The sequence below is a fragment of the Sphaerotilus uruguayifluvii genome (assembly GCF_013294065.1).
GTDB classification, from domain to species: domain Bacteria; phylum Pseudomonadota; class Gammaproteobacteria; order Burkholderiales; family Burkholderiaceae_C; genus Sphaerotilus; species Sphaerotilus uruguayifluvii.
In genome coordinates, this window is the sequence record NZ_JABSNM010000007.1 from 140,127 (window position 1) to 155,078 (window position 14,952).

The 14,952-nt window shown below is 68.8% G+C and carries 13 protein-coding genes; 8 read left to right on the forward strand and 5 right to left on the reverse strand.

Annotated elements, in window-relative coordinates; genetic code table 11:
• Positions 1–45 precede the first annotated feature (45 nt).
• Together HNQ01_RS09750 and HNQ01_RS09755 are read right to left on the reverse strand one after the other, a co-directional pair.
• Positions 46–2,433, reverse strand: coding sequence for a CRISPR-associated endonuclease Cas3'' (locus HNQ01_RS09750; protein WP_173805189.1), 2,388 nt, complete (start codon positions 2,431–2,433; stop codon positions 46–48).
• 154 nt (positions 2,434–2,587) lie between these two features.
• Positions 2,588–2,929: a VOC family protein gene (locus HNQ01_RS09755; RefSeq protein WP_286180647.1), complete on the reverse strand. Its 342-nt coding sequence runs from the start codon at positions 2,927–2,929 to the stop codon at positions 2,588–2,590.
• A 185-nt stretch (positions 2,930–3,114) separates the two neighbouring features.
• On the opposite strand from HNQ01_RS09755, the gene argA reads away from it, so the two are divergent.
• The 6 genes from argA to moaA all read left to right on the forward strand — a co-directional run bounded on the left by argA (position 3,115) and on the right by moaA (position 8,716).
• Positions 3,115–4,452: an amino-acid N-acetyltransferase gene (argA, locus tag HNQ01_RS09760; protein ID WP_173805191.1), complete on the forward strand. Its 1,338-nt coding sequence runs from the start codon at positions 3,115–3,117 to the stop codon at positions 4,450–4,452.
• Between the two features lie 60 nt (positions 4,453–4,512).
• Entirely contained in the window at positions 4,513–4,785 is a 273-nt protein-coding gene (locus HNQ01_RS09765; protein ID WP_173805192.1) for an oxidative damage protection protein, read from the forward strand.
• 162 nt (positions 4,786–4,947) lie between these two features.
• Positions 4,948–6,000, forward strand: a complete 1,053-nt coding sequence (locus HNQ01_RS09770; RefSeq protein ID WP_173805193.1) for an extracellular solute-binding protein — start codon at positions 4,948–4,950, stop codon at positions 5,998–6,000.
• 124 nt (positions 6,001–6,124) lie between these two features.
• Complete coding sequence (locus tag HNQ01_RS09775) at positions 6,125–6,523, forward strand: H-NS histone family protein (RefSeq protein ID WP_286180648.1); 399 nt, start codon at positions 6,125–6,127, stop codon at positions 6,521–6,523.
• A gap of 331 nt (positions 6,524–6,854) precedes the next feature.
• Positions 6,855–7,487: a C40 family peptidase gene (locus HNQ01_RS09780; protein ID WP_286180649.1), complete on the forward strand. Its 633-nt coding sequence runs from the start codon at positions 6,855–6,857 to the stop codon at positions 7,485–7,487.
• A 47-nt stretch (positions 7,488–7,534) separates the two neighbouring features.
• Positions 7,535–8,716: a GTP 3',8-cyclase MoaA gene (gene moaA, locus HNQ01_RS09785; protein ID WP_173805194.1), complete on the forward strand. Its 1,182-nt coding sequence runs from the start codon at positions 7,535–7,537 to the stop codon at positions 8,714–8,716.
• A 20-nt stretch (positions 8,717–8,736) separates the two neighbouring features.
• Here moaA and ispF read toward each other — a convergent pair whose 3' ends face one another.
• The 3 genes from ispF to ispD form a co-directional block, all read right to left on the reverse strand.
• Entirely contained in the window at positions 8,737–9,249 is a 513-nt protein-coding gene (gene ispF / locus HNQ01_RS09790) for a 2-C-methyl-D-erythritol 2,4-cyclodiphosphate synthase (RefSeq protein ID WP_286180650.1), read from the reverse strand.
• A gap of 3 nt (positions 9,250–9,252) precedes the next feature.
• Positions 9,253–9,825 carry an NYN domain-containing protein gene (locus HNQ01_RS09795; RefSeq protein WP_173805195.1) on the reverse strand — a complete coding sequence of 191 codons (573 nt, stop codon included), beginning with the start codon at positions 9,823–9,825 and terminating at the stop codon, positions 9,253–9,255.
• An 87-nt stretch (positions 9,826–9,912) separates the two neighbouring features.
• Positions 9,913–10,617, reverse strand: a complete 705-nt coding sequence (gene ispD / locus HNQ01_RS09800) for a 2-C-methyl-D-erythritol 4-phosphate cytidylyltransferase (protein ID WP_286180652.1) — start codon at positions 10,615–10,617, stop codon at positions 9,913–9,915.
• 106 nt (positions 10,618–10,723) lie between these two features.
• Between ispD and HNQ01_RS09805 the strand changes: the two genes are divergently transcribed.
• Positions 10,724–11,365, forward strand: coding sequence for an FABP family protein (locus tag HNQ01_RS09805; protein WP_173805197.1), 642 nt, complete (start codon positions 10,724–10,726; stop codon positions 11,363–11,365).
• A 46-nt stretch (positions 11,366–11,411) separates the two neighbouring features.
• Entirely contained in the window at positions 11,412–14,876 is a 3,465-nt protein-coding gene (gene mfd / locus HNQ01_RS09810; RefSeq protein WP_173805198.1) for a transcription-repair coupling factor, read from the forward strand.
• Positions 14,877–14,952: the final 76 nt, after the last annotated feature.

Here is a 14,952-nt window from a genome sequence, read left to right on the forward strand (position 1 = left end):
GCGGCAACCGCGAAGAGCTTGGTAGCTCTTCGCGAGTTGCCCCACTCATGCCATGTAGCTCGCCGGATCGCCGGGCGCCCCGCCGACCTGCGCCCCCACCACCGGGTCGTAGAACACGTCCGATTCGGTCTGCACGTACAAACCCGGCACCTGCGGCAGCTCGCGCACGTCGCCGCCCGCGACCAGCTTCTTCAGATCGTGCTGGTAGATCGTCACGCCGTAACGCTGCAGCTTGCGCATCAGCCAGCGGGCCGGGCCGTCGCGCTCCAGCATCCGCAGCAGCACGTTCACGTCCTCCCGGCACCGCGCGCTGTGGTAGCGCACGATCACCGTCGCCGCGTCCTTGTCGTCGATCAACCGGAAGGCGTCCGACGCATCGCGAAAGCGCACCGCCAGCGCCTGTTCCTGCCGGTCGATCTGCAGGCGCAACGCCTCGCAGATGCCCTTGCGGTCCAGTTCCGCGTCGGCATAGAGGTGCCGGAAATACGCCGCGATGCGCTCCAGCGCCAGCGGGTCGCGGTCCCCGCAGCCGTCCCACACCCGTGCGCAGGTCTGCGCCGCCTGCCGCATCAGCCCTGGCGGCGGCGCCTTCGGCGGCACGAAGACATGGACTTCGCCCATCGCCAGCCGCCCCTCGCGGTTGCAGCGCCCGGCCGCCTGCGCGACCGAATCGAGCCCGGCCAGCGCCCGGAACACCACCGGGAAGTCCAGATCGACGCCGGCCTCCACCAACTGCGTCGACACCACCCGCACCGGCTCGGCCTCGTCGCCCCGCGCCAGCGCTTCGCGCCGCGCGACCAGCGCCGCCTTGATGTCCGCGATGACCTCGCTGCGGTGCTGCGGACACATCAGCGCCGACAGGTGCCACAGCCCGCGTGCGCCGGTCGGCAATTCGCGCTTCAACCCTTCGTACAGCTCGCGGGCATCGGCACGCCGGCTCACGATGGCCAGCACCGCCTCGTGCGGCATCAGCGCCTCGGTCGTCACGCTCCAGGGCTGCGGCGTCTTCAGGTCCGCCGGCAGATGCACCCGCACCCGCTGCAGCGCCGCATAGAGCCCCGCCTCGTCGTCGATGATCGCCGTCACCTCGCCCGGACCGTAGCCGCGCAAGCCCTTGCCACCGAACAGCGGCTGCGAGGTCAGCGTCGGCTGCGTCGCGGTGCACAGCACCACCGTCACGCCGTGATCCCTCACCAGCAGCCGCAGCACGTCCACCACCGGCTGCAGGTACTCGACCGGCAGCAACTGCGCCTCGTCCAGCACCAGCACGCTGTTCGCAAGGTTGTGCAGCTTGCGACAGCGCGAGGTCCTGCGGGCGAACAGGCTCTCGAACAGCTGCACGCTGGTGGTCACGATGACCGGCGCATCCCAGTTCTCGCAGGCCAGCCGCGAGCGGGCGTTCTCGTCGCGCTCGTCGCTTTCGGCGTTGCTGTGGTGTTCGATCACCACGTCATCACCCAGCGGCGCGAAGACCTCGCGGTAAACCGCGGCGGTCTGCTCGATGATGCTGGTGTAGGGGATGACCATCACGACGCGGCGCTTGCCATGCCGCTCGGCGTGCGTGAGCGCGAAGGCCATGCTCGCCAGCGTCTTGCCGCCGCCGGTCGGCACGGTCAGCGTGTAGGTGCCGGGCGCGCCCGTCGCCTTGGCCCGGCACGCGGCCAGCACCTCGGCGCGGCGGCGGTTCACTGGCGTATCGGTCTGACCGGCCGCCTGCACCGCCTCGGCCTTGCGCGCCATGTAGTCGTCGAACACGCCCCTCAGGCAGGACATCGGCAGCGCATCCGCCTGCCGGGCCTGCGCCGCGCCAGGAGACATGAATGCCTCGGTATCCAGGAAGTCCGCGTCCACCAGCGCCGAGAACAGCATGCGCAACCACAGCGCGAAGCGGCCGGGGATTTCCTCGATGCCGTTGCGCCCGAGGGGCAGCTGCTTCAGGTCAGGCAGGTTCAGCACCGCAGGCGCCAGAAGTTCCGGCGCGGGGCCGCCCTGGCGTGCCTCGGCCAGCTCGCGCGCCGCATCGAACCCGGCCAGACGCCCCTTCAGGCCGCCCTCCCAGTTGTCCAGCCCGGCGTGGTGACCCGCAATCACGTATTGCAGCACCCGCGCCAGCACCAACCCCTGCGGTCCGAGCCGCTCCTTCAGCGTCTGGGCCGCCCACAGCGCGCCAGCGGCCGAGTGACTCTTGTCGCTGCCCTGCGGCAAGCGGCCCTCGATGTGCGCCTCGGCCACCATGCGGATGTAGCGCTGGAACCCGGTGCGGTACTTGCCCAGGTCATGCCACAGCCCGGCCAGGCGGGCCAGCTCGCGCGCCAGTGGATCGTGGTTCAGATGACTCGCGGCCAGCGCGGCCACCGCCCGAAGATGCTCGTCGAGAAGATGGGGGGCCCCACCTCCCTGTCCGGCATGCGCGATCGCGATGCCCGTGTTCATGTCTTCCTCCTGATGGATCAGCGCCAGTGATTCGATGAGCTGGCTGCGTGGCAATATTGCGCAGCAGCCCGTCGAATTCAGCAAAACTGATCAAATCAGGAAGAGAGACCTTCGGCTTACCAATATTATCGTGAAACAGTTCACGAATACGGCATCAAGTATCGAGGTAGTCGATGATGTTGAAGAACGCCCCCTGCGGGTCCTGCAGCACCGCGAAGCGGCCCACGCCGGCGATGTCGGTCGGCGCCACCAGCACCTTGCCGCCGAGCGCGGCGCATTCGGCGGCCATCTCGTCGACGTTGTCGACCGTCACGTAGCCGCCCCAGCACGGGCGCATCGTCACCGGGGCGCCCGGAGGCATGGCCATGATGCCGCCGGCGGGCTCGCCCTCGATCCGCACGATGCGGTACGGGCCCTGGGGCATCTGCATCGTCTCGACCTGCCAGCCGAAGAGCTGGTGGTAGAAGTCGGCCGCGCGGGCCGGGTCGGACGTCATCAGCTCGTTCCAGCTGAAGGCCCCATGTGTCGTGCGCGGATCCATCGGCATGTTCTCCTTGTCGCCTGAGACAGGCCGGCAGGTGAGCGGAAGACCCGCCGGCCGCGTCCATGCTGCGACGCGTCGTGCGCCACGTCAACCGGCGCCGACCCCGATCCGGCCGCTCGGGCACAATGCCGCTCACCATGAGCCTCGTCTTCCCGCACACCTTCGTTCCCTGGTTCCGTTCGGTCGCGCCGCACATCCACGCGTACCACGGCAAGACCTTCGTCGTCGGCATGGCCGGCGAGCTGATCGCGACCGGCAAGCTCAATGCCTTCGTGCAGGACCTGTCGCTGCTGCATGCGATGGGCATCCGGCTGGTGCTGGTTCATGGTTTCCGACCCCAGGTCAACGAGCAGCTTCGCGCCAAGGGACACGCCTCGCGCTTCAGCCAGGGCAAGCGCATCACCGACCCGGTCGCGCTGGACTGCGCGCAGGAGGCCGCCGGCCAGCTGCGCTTCGAGATCGAGGCGGCCTTCTCGCAGGGTCTGCCCAACACGCCGATGGCCAACTCGACGGTGCGCGTCGTCTCGGGCAACTTCCTGACCGCGCGCCCGGTGGGCATCGTCGACGGCGTCGACTTCATGCACAGCGGCCTGGTGCGCAAGGTCGACGCCACGCTGATCCGCCGCGCCATCGACATCGGCGCGCTGGTGCTGCTGTCGCCCTTCGGCTTCTCGCCGACCGGCGAGGCCTTCAACCTGACGATGGAGGACGTGGCCACCGCCACCGCGGTCGCGCTGCAGGCCGACAAGCTGCTGTTCATGACCGAGATCTCGGGCATCCACGAGAACATCGAGGACCTGGAGAGCCCGATCGACACCGAGCTGTCGCTGGCCGAGGCGCGCCGGCTGCTCGAGAAGCTGCCCGCGCCGACGCAGCCCAGCGAGCCGGCCTTCTATCTTCAGCACTGCGTCAAGGCCTGCGAGGGCGGCGTCGAGCGTTCGCACATCCTGCCCTTCGCCACCGACGGCGCGCTGCTGATGGAGATCTTCACCCACGACGGCGTGGGCACGATGGTGGTCGACGAGAAGCTCGAAAGCCTGCGCGAGGCCACCTCCGACGACGTCGGCGGCATCCTGCAGCTGATCGAGCCCTTCGAGCGCGACGGCACGCTGGTCAAGCGCAGCCGCACCGAGATCGAGCGCGACATCGGCGCCTACACCATCATCGAGCACGACGGCATCATCTTCGGCTGCGCCGCGCTCTACCCCTATCCCGAGGCCCGCACCGGCGAGATGGCCGCCGTCACCATCTCGCCGCAGGTCCAGGGCCAGGGCGACGGCGAGCGCATCCTCAAGCGCATCGAGCAGCGTGCGCGTGCGATGGGCCTGGAAAGCATCTTCGTGCTGACCACCCGCACGATGCACTGGTTCGTCAAGCGCGGCTTCCAGCAGGTCGACCCCGACTGGCTGCCCGAGGCGCGCAAGCGCAAGTACAACTGGGACCGGCGCTCGCAGGTCCTGGTCAAGAAGCTCTGACCCCGCGCGGAGCGCTCCCGCCCCCTCCGACAAGACACCCTGACAAGAAAGGAAGACCCCATGGCTCGTACCGTCCAATGCATCCTGCTGAAGAAGGAAGGCGATGGCCTCGACTTCGCGCCGTATCCGGGCGAACTGGGCAAGCGCATCTTCGACAGCGTCAGCAAGGAAGCCTGGCAGCAGTGGCTCAAGCACCAGACCATGCTGGTCAACGAGAACCGCCTGAACCTGGCCGACGCGCGCGCCCGCCAGTACCTGGCCCGCCAGATGGAGAACTACTTCTTCGGCGCCGGCGCCGACCAGCCCACCGGCTACGTGCCGCCGTCGGCCTGACGCCTGCACACCGACACGCGTGACGACGCCGGCCCCGTGCCGGCGTTTTTCATGGCGGCACGGAAAAGTCTGGGAATATCATGCAATTGCGAATGATTCGCGTCATCTGATAGGATCGTGAGCATCGATCCACTTCCCGGCGTCCTGCCGCCCTCGCCCGCCATGTTCCCGAAGAATCTCCCGAAGACGCCGGTCGTGCTGGCCTGCCTGGCCCTCTCGCTCGCCAGCCTGCCCGCGGCGGCCGAGGAGCAGGTGCTGAACCTGTATTCCGCCCGCCATTACCAGACCGACGAGGCGCTCTACAGCAATTTCACCAAGGCGACCGGCATCCGCATCAACATGGTCAGCACCGACGACGCCACGCTGCTGCAGCGCCTGCGCAGCGAAGGCGCGGCCAGCCCGGCCGACGTGGTGCTGCTGGTCGACGCCGCACGGCTGTGGAGCGCGGAGACCGGCGGCCTGTTCTCGCCGGTGCGCTCGGCCTTTCTGGAGCAGCGCATTCCCGCCAACCTGCGCGGCAAGGACGAGGGCCAGGGCTCGCAGTGGTTCGGCTTTTCCACCCGCGCCCGCGTCGTCATCTACAACAAGCGCCGCATCAAGCGCGAGGATGTCGACACCTACGAGGAGCTCGGCGACCCGAAGAACAGGGGCCAGTACTGCTCGCGCAGCGGCGCGCATCCCTACAACCTGTCGCTGTTCGGCGCCATCCTCGAGCACACCGGCCCGGCCGCGACCGAGGCCTGGCTGAAGGGCCTGGTCGCCAACCAGGCGCGCGAGCCCAAGGGCGGCGACACCGACCAGATCAAGGCCGTGGCCAGCGGGGAATGCGGCGTCGCCGTCAGCAACACCTACTACATCGCGCGCATGATGCGCTCGACCAAGCCCGACGAGCGCAGCGCGATGGAACAGGTCGGCGTGGTGTTTCCGAACCAGCAGAGCTGGGGCGCGCATGTCAACGTCGCCGGCGGCGCGGTGGCGCGCCATGCGAAGAATCGCGCGGCGGCCGTGAAGTTTCTGGAATATCTCGCCACCGACGAGGCCCAGCGCTACTTCGCCGACGGCAACAACGAATACCCGGTGGTCGCCAGCGCGAAGATCGCCAATCCCGCGCTCGATGCGCTCGGCCCGTTCAGGCAGGAGCTGATCCCGATTTCGGTGGTCGGCCAGAACAGCGCCCGGGTGCAGCAGATGCTCGATCGTGCAGGTTACAAATGATGTGCACCCGATGAACGACCGATGATCGGCTGAGGCCGACTCGGACCGAGTCGGGCGGGTTATCCGCTCGGCAGGTTCGCGAACTTCTCCAGCGGGGAAATGCCGCAGTGGACAGGCTCGGGGGATGTTTCTAGAATCCGCGCCACATCCACCTTTATCCACCGTTGGGGAAAACTACATGGCTACCTATCAGGAACTGGTCGAACTTCAGAAGGAACTCGCTCGCCAGCAGGCCGATCTCGAAAAGCAGATCGCCGATACCCTGCGCGCCGAGCGCGCCGGCATCGTCCAGCAGATCAAGTCGATGATGGCCGAGCACGGCCTGACCGTCGCCGACCTGAGCGCCGGCAAGCCGGGCCGCCCGCCCAAGGCCGCCTCGGGCGAGACCGCACCGACCCGCAAGGTCGCGCCGAAGTTCCGCGACCCGGACACCGGTGAAACCTGGTCGGGCCGCGGCCTGAAGCCGAAATGGCTGACCGCCGCGATCGAGAACGGCCGCACGCTCGAGGAATTTGCCGTCTGATCCGGCCCGCGCTCCGCGCGGACAGCCGCGTCACGACGCTTCCAGGACCGCCCCAGGGCGGTCTTTTTCTTTGTGCGACGCACGTTCGATCCGCTTGATGTCACACAAGCAACAGGGTCTTGGCGATGCGGATTTTCATTTCAGAAAGCCGTTTCTTGATACAGTCCCGGACCGGCCGAGACATGTTCTTGCATCTCGGGACCGATACCGATCAGTTCCGCACCACAGGAAGCTTCCATCTGGCTTAAGCCTCGCACTCGGTTTCCGGGTTGACAGTCCTTCCCCCCGTCCCTATCCTCGCCCCGGTGACTTTTCTCACGTTTCCTAACCCATGCAAGGCTTGCGCTCCCTGATCCGATCAAAGATGCTGGTGGGTTTTGCGCTGCTGGCCCTGAGCCTCACCAGCCTGGGCGTGCAGGCCGCGCCGGAAGGCGGCAGCCCTGCGGACCCGATCATGCGTTTCCTGAGCGAACGCACGCAGCGCGCGGCCGATACCGCCGCCGCCATCGTCCCGGACGGCGCCCCGCGCCTGATCGAGGGCGTGCGCGAGACCGCCTCGGACCTGATCCTGTCGGCGATGAACTTTCTCGGCGTGCGCTACCGCTATGGCGGCAGCAGCGAGGAAACCGGTTTCGACTGCAGCGGATTCACCCGCCATGTGTTCGAGAACAGCATCGGCCTGCTGCTGCCGCGCCGCGCCTCCGAACAGGCCGAGGCCGCCGGACTGCTGAATGTTCGCAAGGAAGAACTCAAGCCGGGCGATCTGGTGTTCTTCAACACGATGCGCCGCGCCTTCTCGCATGTGGGCATCTATGTCGGCAACGGCAAGTTCATCCACGCACCGCGCACCGGCAGTTCGATCCGTGTCGATGACATGAGTCAGGATTACTGGGTCAACCGCTACGACGGCGCTCGCCGCGTGCCCCAGCTCAACGGTTCGACAGAAACCGCCACGCTGCGCTGAGGTCGCAGGGTCGGCGACACCGCCGCTTCGGGCACAATCGCGCCACCATGTCCGAACGCAACATCATCGCGATCCACGACCTGCGCACGCCGGCGCCCGAGGACCGGCCCGAGGTGCCGTCGCTCCCCGAAGGAGCGACGCTGCAGCCGGCCCTGCTGGCGGATTCGCTTGGACGCACGCTGCATGACCTGAGAATCTCGGTCACCGACCGGTGCAATTTCCGCTGCAGCTACTGCATGCCGAAGGACGTCTTCGACAAGGATTACCGCTTTCTTCCGCAATCGTCGCTGCTGAGTTTCGAGGAGATTCTCCGGATCGCGCGCATCTTCGTCGCCTGCGGCGTGCGCAAGATCCGGCTGACCGGCGGCGAGCCGCTGCTGCGCAGGAATCTCGAGGCGCTGGTCGCGAGCCTGTCGGCGCTGCGCACGGCCGACGGCGAGGCGCCGGAACTCACGCTGACCACCAACGGCTCGCTGCTGGCGCGCAAGGCGCGCGCCCTGCGCGAGGCCGGCCTGAAACGTGTCACCGTCAGCCTCGATGCGCTCGACGACGCGATATTCCGCGGCATGAACGATGTCGACTTTCCGGTCGCCGACGTGCTGGCCGGCATCGACGCGGCGGTGGCTGCGGGCCTGGGCCCGGTCAAGGTCAACATGGTGGTCAAGCGTGGCACCAACGACCACGAGATCGTCGCGATGGCGCGCCATTTCCGCGAGCACCACGGCGGACGGGTGGTGCTGCGCTTCATCGAATACATGGACGTCGGCGCGACCAATGGCTGGCGCATGGACGAGGTGCTGCCGTCGGCCGAGGTGCGCGCGCGGCTGCATGCGGCCTTCCCGCTGGTGGCGCTGGAGGCCGCCCAGCCCGGCGAGACCGCGCAGCGCTGGGCCTATGCCGACGGGCGCGGCGAGGTCGGGTTCATCTCCAGCGTCACGCAGGCCTTCTGCGGCGACTGCAACCGCGCGCGGCTGTCGACCGAGGGCCAGCTCTACCTGTGCCTGTTCGCGAACCGCGGACACGACCTGCGCTCGCTGCTGCGCGGCGCGCATCCGTCGGGCCGGCCGTGGAGCGACGCCGAGATCGCCGCGGCGATCGGCCTGATCTGGCAGCAGCGCAGCGACCGCTATTCGCAGCTGCGCGCCAGCCTGCCGGCCGACCCCGGATCCGGATCGTCGGCGCAGGACGGCGGCCGGCGCCGCATCGAGATGAGCTACATCGGCGGCTGAGCGGGCCGCCGTCGGACCGCTCAGGCCTTCATCAGCAGGCAGACCGCGCGGGCCTCGATCGACTCGCCGCGGCCGACCGGGCCGAGCCGCTCGGCGGTCTTGGCCTTGACGTTGACGCAGGCCGCATCGAGACCCACGCAGCGCGCGATCGACTCGCGCATCGCGCCGATGTGCGGCGCCATCTTCGGCGCCTGCGCGACGATGGTGCTGTCGATGTTGACGATCTGCCAGCCCTCGGCACGCACGCGGCGGGCCGCCTCGGCCAGCAGCCGGGCGCTGTCGGCGCCCTTGAACTCGAGCGCGGTGTCGGGGAAATGCCGGCCGATGTCGCCCAGCGCCGCCGCGCCGAACAGCGCGTCGGTGATCGCGTGCAGCAGCGCGTCGGCGTCCGAGTGGCCCAGCAGGCCGCGCTCGTGCGGAATGGTCACGCCGCCCAGCACCAGCGGCCGGCCGGCCACCAGCGCATGCACGTCCCAGCCCTCGCCGATGCGCAGCGCCGGCATCGTGAACGTCGCTCCAGGAGTTGTCGCCATCGTTCAGGCGTGCTGGGCGTGGTGGCCGCCGGCGTTCGGCTTGTCCTTGTCGATCGCCGGATGCATGTCGTCGATCCACAGCACCTGGTCGGCGTAGCACTGCAGGTCGGTGGAGAGGTTCGACATCGCGCCGTGCAGCCAGAATTCCTTGTGCAGCTCGGACTTGATGTAGGTGATCGCCTCCTGGAAGTCGCCGTCGCCGGCCGACAGGATCAGGCGGTCGTAGACGCCCTGGGCCGCCAGCTTGACGATCAGCGTGGCGATGCCGACGTCGACGCCCTTCTGCACCGAGCGGTGGAACTGGTGCGAGCAGTTCGGGCAGGTGGTGTTCAGGTCCTTGATGGTGTAGAGCTGCACGCGCATCTTCGGGCCGCGCGGCGGCGCCGACTTCAGCCAGCTGTGGAAGGCGTTCTGGCTCTCGGTGGCCGCATCCGGCGTCGAGTTCAGGTAGTAGCACTCGTACAGCGGGCCGCCATTGGCGCGGGTGATCTCGGCCTTGAGCTTCAGGTAGTCGAAGGGCCGGTTGCGGCCGTAGTTGAACAGATAGGCGCCATCGACGATCCAGACAGTCTTCATGAGTTGTGTCTAAGGGGTTCAGGAATCAGGGAAAAAGCGGCATAACCGGCTGGCAGGCATCATGCCACGCGCAGGCAGGGCGCCGGATTACACCGTGCCGAGCAGCCGCTCGGCGAGGGCAAAGTCCTCGGGCCAGGTGATTTTCAGATTGAGCAGATCGCCGCGCACCAGACGCGGGTCGTGACCGAGGGCCTCGACTGCGCTGGACTCGTCGGTGATGTGCTCGCCGGCCTGGCGCAGCGCCGGCTGCAGCAGCCCGAGGCGGAACATCTGCGGCGTCTGCGCCGCCCACTTGCCGGCACGGTCGACGGTGGCGGCCACCCGCGCGTGCGGCGCCTGCGCGGCCTGCTGCTTCAGGGTGTCGGCCACCGGCAGCGCCAGCAGGCCGCCGACCTCGTCGTCCCTGCAGGCGTCGATCAGCCGGTCGACCCAGGCCGGCTCGACCAGGCAGCGCGCGGCGTCATGCACCAGCACCCAGTCATGCGGCATCACGCCCTGCTCGAGCAGCGCCTGCAGGCCGCCGGCGACGCTCTCGGCGCGGCTGGCGCCGCCGCAGCGCGCCACCCGCAGCCGGGGATCGTGCGCCAGCTCGCCCACCGCCGCCTCGAAGGCGGTGTCGTCCGGCGACAGCACCACCAGCACCGAGGCCAGCCGCTCGACCTTCAGCAGCGCGCGCAGCGTGTGCACCACCATCGCCTCGCCGGCGATCGCGCGGTACTGCTTGGGCGCGCCGGCACCGGCGCGCTGGCCGACGCCGGCACAGGGCACCAGCGCATGACAACAGGGGGACATTCCGATCAGCATCCCGCGATTGTCGCCGCTGCGACGATATAGAGTGCTCACGGCCTGCCGCTGCAGCCCCCGTTGAAGCCACCGTCACCGCCACGAGCGATTCCCCATGAGCGACTTTCCTCAGGACATCTACACCGAACCGTCCGGCTACAGCCTCGACACCCTCGCCTGCCTGGGCCCGCTGCGGCGCATGGCCGGCGTCTGGACCGGCCGGCGCGGCCTGGACGTCAAGCCCAAGGCCGACGGCCCGCGCAAGCAGGCCTATGTCGAGCGGCTGGAGCTGCAGCCCATCGACCCGGTCACCAACGGCCCGCAGCTGCTCTACGGCCTGCGCTACCACACCCACATCACCAAGCCCGAGCAGGTCAAGACCTACCACGAGCAGGTGGGCTACTGGCTGTGGGAGCCGGCCACCGGCTGCGTCATCCACACGCTGACCATTCCGCGCGGCCAGGTGGCGATGGCCGCCGGCCAGGCCAGCGCCGAGGCCGACCACTTCGAGCTGCACGCCACCCAGGGCCTCGACACCTGGGGCATCTGCTCTTCGCCCTTCCTGGACCACGCGTTCAAGACCACGGCGTTCCGCATCCGCGTCGACTTCCATGACGACGGCAGCTGGTCCTACGAGGAAGACACGGTGCTGCAGATCCGCGGCCGCGACGAGCCCTTCCACCATGTCGACCGCAACCACCTCGAGCGCGTCGCCGAAGCGACGCCCAATCCGCTGGCGCGGGTGAAGGCCGGCTGAGCCGCCGGCCGGCAGGCCCGGGGCGGCGCGCCTAGAATCGCCGCCCATGCAGCTGCCCCAGATCGCCCCCGGAAAACGCTTTACCGTTCCCCGCCCGACCGGCTCGGCCGACGCGCTGCTGCTGGCGCGCTTCGCCGAGCGGCAGGCCGGGCAGAAGAAGGTGCTGGCCGTCATCACCGCCGAGCCCGCCGACGTGCAGCGCCTGCCCGACGAGCTGGCCTTCTTCGCCCCGGGCCTGCGGGTGGCCGTCTTTCCCGACTGGGAGACGCTGCCCTGGGACAGCTTCAGCCCGCACCAGGACCTGATCTCCGAGCGGCTGGCCACGCTGTGGCGCATCCACTCCGGCGAGGTCGACGTGGTGCTGCTGCCGGCCACCACCGCCCTCACCCGGCTGGCGCCGCCGGCCTTCCTCGCCGGCTACACCTTCCATTTCAAGAAAGGCCAGAAGCTCGACGAGGCGGGCCTGAAGTCGCAGCTCACGCTGGCGGGCTACCAGCATGTCAGCCAGGTGGTGTCGCCGGGCGAGTACGCGGTGCGCGGCGGCCTGATCGACCTCTACCCGATGGGCTCGCCCGTGCCCTACCGGGTGGACCTGTTCGACGACGAGGTCGACTCGATCCGCGTCTTCGACCCCGACAGCCAGCGCAGCCTCTACCCGGTGCCGGAGGTGCGGCTGCTGCCCGGGCGCGAGTTTCCGATGGACGAGCGCGCCCGCCAGGACTTCCGCGCCCGCTGGCGCGAGCGCATGGACGGCGACCCGAGCAAGGCGCGGCTGTACAAGGACATCGCGCAAGGCATCGCCGGCGGCGGCATCGAGTACTTCCTGACGCTGTTCTTCGACGAGCCGGGGACGATCTTCGACTACCTGGGCGACGGCGCGGTGCTGGCCCTGCACGGCGAGGTGGGCGAGGCGATCGAGCGCTTCCATGCCGAGACGCGCGAGCGCCACCGGCTGATGCAGCTCGACCCCGAGCGGCCGATCCTGCCGCCCGAGGAGGTCTTCCTGCGCCAGGAGGACTTCTTCCAGCACTGCAACCGCCACGCGCAGCTCTCGGTGCGCGGCGCCGAGCCGGTCGAGTGGGCGCGGCCCCTGCCGGACCTGAGCATCGACCGCAAGGGCCAGGACCCGCTGCACCGGCTGGAGGCGCACCTGGCGCGGCTGAGGAACGAGACCGGCGGCGCGCGCCTGCTGCTGGTGGCCGAGTCGGCCGGCCGGCGCGAGAGCCTGCTGGAGCTGCTGCGCGACCACCGGCTGGAGCCGCCGGCGGTGGACTCGCTCGCCGCCTTCCTGGCCAGCGATCACCGCTACGCGATCACCACCGCGCCGCTGTCGTCCGGCTTCATCTGGACCGACGCCGGCCCCGGCGGCGCGGTGCAGATCGTCACCGAGACCGAACTCTTCGACAGCGCGCCCACCACCCGGCGCCGGCGCCGCCAGGAGGCCACCAGCGATGTCGACGCGCTGATCAAGGACCTCTCCGAGCTGAAGATCGGCGATCCGGTGGTGCATTCCAGCCACGGCATCGGCCGCTACCAGGGACTGGTCAGCATCGACCTGGGCGAGGGCCCGACCGAGTTCCTCTTCCTGGAATACGCCGACAAGGCCACGCTCTATGTGCCGGTGTCGCAGCTGCAGCTAATCAGCCGCTACACCGGCGTGAGCGCCGACGAGGCGCCGCTGCACAAGCTCGGCTCCGGCCAGTGGGAGAAGGCCAAGCGCAAGGCGGCCGAGCAGGTGCGCGACGCCGCCGCCGAGCTGCTCAACCTCTACGCCCGCCGCGCCGCGCGCGAGGGCTTCGCCTTCCGCTATTCGCCGCAGGACTACGAGGCCTTCGCCACCAGCTTCGGCTTCGAGGAGACGCCCGACCAGGCCGCCGCCATCCACGCGGTCATCCAGGACATGATCAGCCCGCGGCCGATGGACCGGCTGGTCTGCGGCGATGTCGGCTTCGGCAAGACCGAGGTGGCGCTGCGCGCGGCCTTCGTGGCCGTCACCGGCGGCAAGCAGGTCGCACTGCTGGCGCCGACCACGCTGCTGGCCGAGCAGCACTACCAGACGATCGCCGACCGCTTCGCGCCCTGGCCGGTCAAGGTGGCCGAGATGAGCCGCTTCCGCTCGCCCAAGGAGGTCAAGGCGGCGATGGAGGGGCTGGCCGCCGGCACCATCGACATCGTCGTGGGCACCCACAAGCTGCTCAGCCCGGAGACGAAGTTCAAGAACCTGGGCCTGCTGATCATCGACGAGGAGCACCGCTTCGGGGTGCGCCACAAGGAGCAGATGAAGGCGCTGCGCGCCGAGGTCGACGTGCTGACGCTGACCGCCACGCCGATTCCGCGCACGCTGGGCATGGCGCTGGAAGGCCTGCGCGACCTCTCGGTGATCGCCACCGCGCCGCAGCGCCGGCTGGCGATCAAGACCTTCGTGCGCAACGAGAACAAGGGCACCATCCGCGAGGCGGTGCTGCGCGAACTGAAGCGCGGCGGCCAGGTCTACTTCCTGCACAACGAGGTCGAGACGATCGAGAACCGGCGCCAGGCGCTGGCCGAGCTGATCCCCGAGGCACGCATCGGCGTCGCGCACGGTCAGATGCCCGAGCGCGAGCTGGAGAAGGTCATGCGCGACTTCGTCGCCCAGCGCCACAACCTGCTGCTGTGCTCGACCATCATCGAGACCGGCATCGACGTGCCGACCGCCAACACCATCGTCATCAGCCGCGCCGACAAGTTCGGCCTGGCGCAGCTGCACCAGCTGCGCGGGCGCGTCGGCCGCAGCCACCACCAGGCCTACGCCTACCTGCTCGTGCCCGACATCGAGGGCCTGACCAAGCAGGCCGCGCAGCGCCTGGACGCGATCCAGAGCATGGAGGAGCTGGGCTCGGGCTTCTACCTGGCGATGCACGACCTGGAGATCCGCGGCGCCGGCGAGGTGCTGGGCGACAGCCAGAGCGGCAACATGATGGAGGTCGGCTTCCAGCTCTACAACGAGATGCTGGCCGAGGCGGTGCGTGCGCTGAAGGCCGGCAAGGAACCCGACCTGCTCTCGCCCACCGGCTTCTTCGGCGGCACGACCGAGGTCAACCTGCACGCGCCGGCGCTGCTGCCCGACAGCTACTGCCCGGACGTGCATGTGCGCCTGAACCTCTACAAGCGCCTGGCCACCGCCGACCGGCTGGACAAGATCGACGCGATGCTCGAGGAATGCGTCGACCGCTTCGGCAAGCTGCCGGCGCAGGGCCAGGCGCTGTTCGACCTGCACCGGCTGCGGGTGCAGGCGCGGCCCTACGGCATCCAGAAGATCGACGCCGGCCCAGCGGTGATGAACATCCATTTCCGCCCCAACCCGCCGATCGACCCGATGCGCATCATCGAGCTGGTGCAGAAGAATCGGAACGTGAAACTCGCCAGCAACGACAAGCTGCGCATCGAGCGGGCCTATCCGGACGCGAAGGACCGGGCGCAGTATGTGCGCGACGTGCTGCGGGCGCTGGGACAGCCGCTGCCGTCAAATTGATGGCCGGGGAATATTTCGCAACCGACTGACTCATCATTCATTTTCACAAAACAAGGACGGCCGCTTTTCGCGGCCG

Bases quoted from the DNA above. Each gene is read 5' to 3' on its own strand.
- HNQ01_RS09750 (WP_173805189.1), bottom strand. From the start codon at position 2,433: ATGAACACGGGCATCGCGATCGCGCATGCCGGACAGGGAGGTGGGGCC.
- HNQ01_RS09755 (WP_286180647.1), bottom strand. From the start codon at position 2,929: ATGACGTCCGACCCGGCCCGCGCGGCCGACTTCTACCACCAGCTCTTC.
- argA (WP_173805191.1), top strand. From the start codon at position 3,115: ATGAGCCTCGTCTTCCCGCACACCTTCGTTCCCTGGTTCCGTTCGGTC.
- HNQ01_RS09765 (WP_173805192.1), top strand. From the start codon at position 4,513: ATGGCTCGTACCGTCCAATGCATCCTGCTGAAGAAGGAAGGCGATGGC.
- HNQ01_RS09770 (WP_173805193.1), top strand. From the start codon at position 4,948: ATGTTCCCGAAGAATCTCCCGAAGACGCCGGTCGTGCTGGCCTGCCTG.
- HNQ01_RS09775 (WP_286180648.1), top strand. From the start codon at position 6,125: ATGTTTCTAGAATCCGCGCCACATCCACCTTTATCCACCGTTGGGGAA.
- HNQ01_RS09780 (WP_286180649.1), top strand. From the start codon at position 6,855: ATGCAAGGCTTGCGCTCCCTGATCCGATCAAAGATGCTGGTGGGTTTT.
- moaA (WP_173805194.1), top strand. From the start codon at position 7,535: ATGTCCGAACGCAACATCATCGCGATCCACGACCTGCGCACGCCGGCG.
- ispF (WP_286180650.1), bottom strand. From the start codon at position 9,249: ATGGCGACAACTCCTGGAGCGACGTTCACGATGCCGGCGCTGCGCATC.
- HNQ01_RS09795 (WP_173805195.1), bottom strand. From the start codon at position 9,825: ATGAAGACTGTCTGGATCGTCGATGGCGCCTATCTGTTCAACTACGGC.
- ispD (WP_286180652.1), bottom strand. From the start codon at position 10,617: ATGTCCCCCTGTTGTCATGCGCTGGTGCCCTGTGCCGGCGTCGGCCAG.
- HNQ01_RS09805 (WP_173805197.1), top strand. From the start codon at position 10,724: ATGAGCGACTTTCCTCAGGACATCTACACCGAACCGTCCGGCTACAGC.
- mfd (WP_173805198.1), top strand. From the start codon at position 11,412: ATGCAGCTGCCCCAGATCGCCCCCGGAAAACGCTTTACCGTTCCCCGC.